Genomic DNA, 4,351 nt, shown 5'->3' on the forward strand with positions numbered 1-4,351 from the left:
CCCGCCCCCGCCCATGCCGATTCCGCTCAAATTGGGAGACTAGTAGCGCAGCCGAGCTTGCTCAACTCGATCGTCAAACGCCAACCGATCGCGGTCTCTGCTGCCCAGAATGTAGCTGACATCGGTACTGCCAAGGATTTGGTGGCTGCTAGTCGGAAGAAACCGCGCAAAAAAAAGATCGCTCCGCGCCAGCAGCCCCGCCAGAAACCAGCCGCCACAACTCCCAGCACTACTCCTAGCAGCCAGACCCCGACTACTCCAGCCGCTAATCAAAAACAAGTATTAGTTTCCGACATTATTATCAAAAGCCCCACTGGGGTGTTAGCACCAGAGCTAGAATCGAAGATTCGCCAAGTGCTGACTGTCAAAACCGGACAACCGACAACCCGCGAACAATTAGAGCAAAATCTCAATGCCGTCCGCGCGCTAGGTGCCTTCTCAGCAGTCGAAATCGTCCCTGAAGATACCAGCAAAGGCGTCAAACTCAGCTTTGTGGTCACACCATATGGTGCCTTACAACAAGTCCAAATCCAAACATTGCCGGCCGATAGCAGATCTGTCCTCAAGCAAGCAGACATCGATACGGTATTTCAGAGTCAGTATGGTAAGCCGTTAAACGCTGTCGAACTCCAAGTGGCGATCAAACAATTGAACGCCCTCTACCAGCAGCAGGGCTATAATCTCGCCCAAGTGGTAGATGTCAAAGAACTCACTACTGATGGTAAGTTGACACTAGTCATCGCGGAAGGCTTGATTGAAGATGTCCAAGTACGATTTATCAACAAAGAGGGTTCGCTAGTTGATGACAAGCAGCAACCATTTAAAGGATTAACTCGGCCCTTTATCATCACCCGCGAAGCGGAATTAAAACCGGGCAAGATCTTTAATCGCCAGACAATCCAAAAAGATCTCCAGCGGATTTATGGGTTGGGAATCTTCGATGATGTGCGAGTATCCTTCGCGCCTGGTACCGATCCAGCCAAAGTCATCCTCCAACTTAACGTCGTCGAGAAAAGGACTTCATCGATCGTTGCTGGGGGCGGTCTGAGTTCGGCCAACGGTCTGTTTGCGAGTGTGGGCTATAATCAATTGAATGTCGGCGGTAATGCCCAAACGATCGGAGCTAACCTCCAACTCGGTACCACTGGGTTCTTGGGCGATCTGAGTTTCACCGATCCGTGGATTGCTACCGACCCCAATCGGACATCATATACTACCAATATCTTCTCGCGGCGATCGACCTCGTTGATCTTTGGTGGTGGTACTACTCCACAATACGTACCGAACAGTATTGCAACGGGCAATACTACTGGGGATACCCCGACGATCGTCAGACAGGGGGGTGGGATTACCTTTTATCGTCCGCTCAATGGCGACCCTTACACTGATAGTCCGTGGCGCGCTTCGCTCGGATTCCAGTATCAACGCGTATCGGTTCAGAATTTTAATAGTGGCAATAGTATCGCTAACGGTACGCTCGTACCGCAGATCGGCGGTCGCAATCTCACAGCCAGTGGAACTGGAGAAGACGATCTGTTGATGTTACAGCTCGGACTGACGCAAGATTTACGGAATAGTTTTACCGATCCCAGTCAAGGATCGCTGTTGAAATTGGGACTAGATCAGTCAGCTCCAATTGGATTGGGAAATATTGCAATGACCAGAGCCAGAGCTAGTTTCACCCAATATATTCCTGTGAAGTTAGTCGATTTCACACCTGGTGCCCAATCGTTTATGTTCAACGTTCAAGGGGGCACAATTCTAGGCACTCTGCCACCTTATGAAGCCTTTAGTTTGGGCGGTCCGACATCAGTGCGCGGCTATGAAGAGGGGGATATCGGTTCGGGGCGCAGCTATTTTCAGGCGACTGCCGAATATCGCTTTCCGATCGTATCGATAGTTGGTGGTGAGATCTTCTTTGATTATGGTAGCGATTTAGGTACTGGTAGTAGCGTTCCTGGCGATCCAGCCGGACTACGCGGCAAACCAGGTAATGGATTTGGCTACGGTGCAGGCATTCGGATCGGCGTACCCGCATTAGGTTCGATTCGTCTCGACTATGCGGTCAATAACCTATCGCAAAGCCGGATTCAGTTCGGAATCGGGGAAAGATTCTAGGTTAGTTGATAGTTGATAATTGATAATTGATAATTGATAATTGATAGTCGCTCGTTGCTCTGAGATTCTCTCAGAGCGATTTCAGTCATGACAAGATCGATATTTTGTGTTACCTATCCACTATCCACTATCCACTATCCACTAACCTCTATCCACTAACCTCTATCCTGGCGTATCGATCGATCGAGTAGTGTTGAAATCTCTAATCAAGTTGTGTGCGATCGGCTTATTATTCTGGTTGACGAACGTAGATCCGGTGCGGGCGGAATTTTGCCGTCAGACAGACGGTCATCGGATTTGTATCGTCAGCATTAAGCGCAGTGCGAAAAACTTTTGGCAATATCAGGCGATAGTCAGTACGGATGGGATCGATCGACCTTCAGCGTCCTATGACTGTCGTGCAAGATTGATTACTGAGGCTGATGGCAACACCGCGTCATTTCGATCGCGTCCCGATGGCAAAATTGTCTGTAGTCTTTATCGGCGGCGGGGCTAAAATCATCAAGCAAAATCGATGATAACCATTGGATGGCGGTCGATCGCCAAATACTCGTGCCACGATATACTGTTAAAGGCGATCGTAAATCTACCGATCTCGATCTGACGTTAACTAACAACCAAGTATATGAATTCAGGTATCGATCTCCAAGGCACTTTTATTCAATCCCTCAGCGACTTGGGCATTTCTGCCGAGCTGGCGAAGGTGTTGTGGATGCCGTTTCCGATGTTGCTGATGATTATCGGGGCAACAGTCGGCGTTTTAGTTAACGTGTGGTTGGAGCGGAAGATTTCTGCTGCTGCCCAACAGCGGATCGGGCCTGAATATGCTGGCCCCTTGGGTGTTTTGCAACCAGTAGCCGATGGGCTAAAACTGGTATTTAAAGAAGACATCACCCCTGCCAATGCCGATCCAATTCTGTTCACGGTCGGCCCGATTATCGTCGTCCTGCCGGTGTTTATCTCCTACTTGATCGTCCCCTTCGGTCAGAATTTGGTGATTACCGACATTAACACGGGAGTATTTTTCTGGATTGCCTTATCGAGTGTCGTCCCGATTGGCTTGTTGATGTCTGGATATGCCTCCAACAATAAATATTCGCTGATTGGCGGCTTGCGCGCAGCCGCTCAGTCGATCAGTTATGAAATTCCGCTAGCATTATCGGTACTGGCGATCGTCTTGATGTCCAATAGCCTGAGTACGATCGATATCGTTCAACAGCAATCAGGTTATGGGATCTTGTCTTGGAATATCTGGCGGCAACCAGTCGGGTTTGTAATTTTCTGGATTGCGGCTTTAGCCGAATGCGAACGTCTGCCCTTTGACCTGCCAGAGGCCGAGGAAGAGCTAGTAGCAGGCTATCAGACCGAATACTCAGGGATGAAGTTTGCCCTGTTTTACATTGCTTCTTACGTCAATCTGGTACTGTCGGCACTACTGGTAGCCATCCTCTACCTCGGTGGTTGGTCGAGTCCGATTCCGATCGAGTTATTAAGTAATTTAATCGGTGTCGATCCGTCTACGTCTTGGGTGCAAGTTGTCGATGCCTCACTGGGGATTGCGATGACGATCTTCAAAGCTTATTTCCTCGTCTTTATCGCGATCCTCACCCGCTGGACGGTGCCCCGCGTCCGGATCGACCAACTCCTCAATCTCGGCTGGAAATTCCTGCTCCCAGTTGCGCTGGCTAATTTACTAATTACCGCTGCATTGAAACTAGCATTTCCAAATGCTTTTGGTGGCTAGTTAGATTAGTTGATAATTGATAGTTGATAGTTTGATTAATTGCTCTAACCAATAGCCATCGCTGACCATAATTATGCTAAAGTTCCTCAAACAAGTCGTCGATTACGGGAAAGAAACAGCACAAGCTGCTAAGTATATCGGCCAAGGACTCGCCGTCACTTTCGACCACATGCAGCGGCGACCAGTCACAGTTCAGTATCCTTACGAGAAACTGATTCCCTCCGAACGATTTCGGGGACGGATTCATTTTGAATTTGACAAGTGTATTTCCTGCGAAGTTTGTGTCCGGGTCTGCCCCATCAACCTGCCAGTAGTGGATTATGAATACGACAAAGCCAGCAAAAAGAAAAAACTCAATAGCTACAGTATTGACTTTGGGGTGTGTATTTTCTGCGGCAACTGTGTAGAATACTGCCCGACTAACTGTATTTCTATGACCGAAGAGTATGAACTGGCAAGTTACGATCGCCATGAACTCAACTACGACAA

The 4,351-nt window shown here is 48.7% G+C and carries 4 protein-coding genes; all 4 read left to right on the forward strand.

The genetic code is table 11. The annotated features are described in order from the left end of the window. Positions 1-2,118 (forward strand): BamA/TamA family outer membrane protein (locus RMO27_RS11415; RefSeq protein WP_309732471.1); only part of this gene is annotated, 2,118 nt, incomplete at its 5' end. Between the two features lie 190 nt (positions 2,119-2,308). Beyond that, the gene (locus RMO27_RS11420) at positions 2,309-2,614 is read left to right on the forward strand and encodes a hypothetical protein (protein WP_309732473.1); all 306 of its coding nucleotides are present in this window, start codon (positions 2,309-2,311) and stop codon (positions 2,612-2,614) included. Between the two features lie 129 nt (positions 2,615-2,743). Beyond that, positions 2,744-3,862, forward strand: a complete 1,119-nt coding sequence (nuoH, locus tag RMO27_RS11425; RefSeq protein WP_309732475.1) for an NADH-quinone oxidoreductase subunit NuoH — start codon at positions 2,744-2,746, stop codon at positions 3,860-3,862. 73 nt (positions 3,863-3,935) lie between these two features. Beyond that, on the forward strand, positions 3,936-4,351 hold a 416-nt coding region (gene nuoI / locus RMO27_RS11430), incomplete at its 3' end, for an NADH-quinone oxidoreductase subunit NuoI (RefSeq protein WP_309732477.1).

Origin of the sequence: Chamaesiphon sp. OTE_75_metabat_556 (assembly GCF_031378165.1) — a bacterium.
In the GTDB taxonomy this organism is placed as follows: domain Bacteria; phylum Cyanobacteriota; class Cyanobacteriia; order Cyanobacteriales; family Chamaesiphonaceae; genus Chamaesiphon.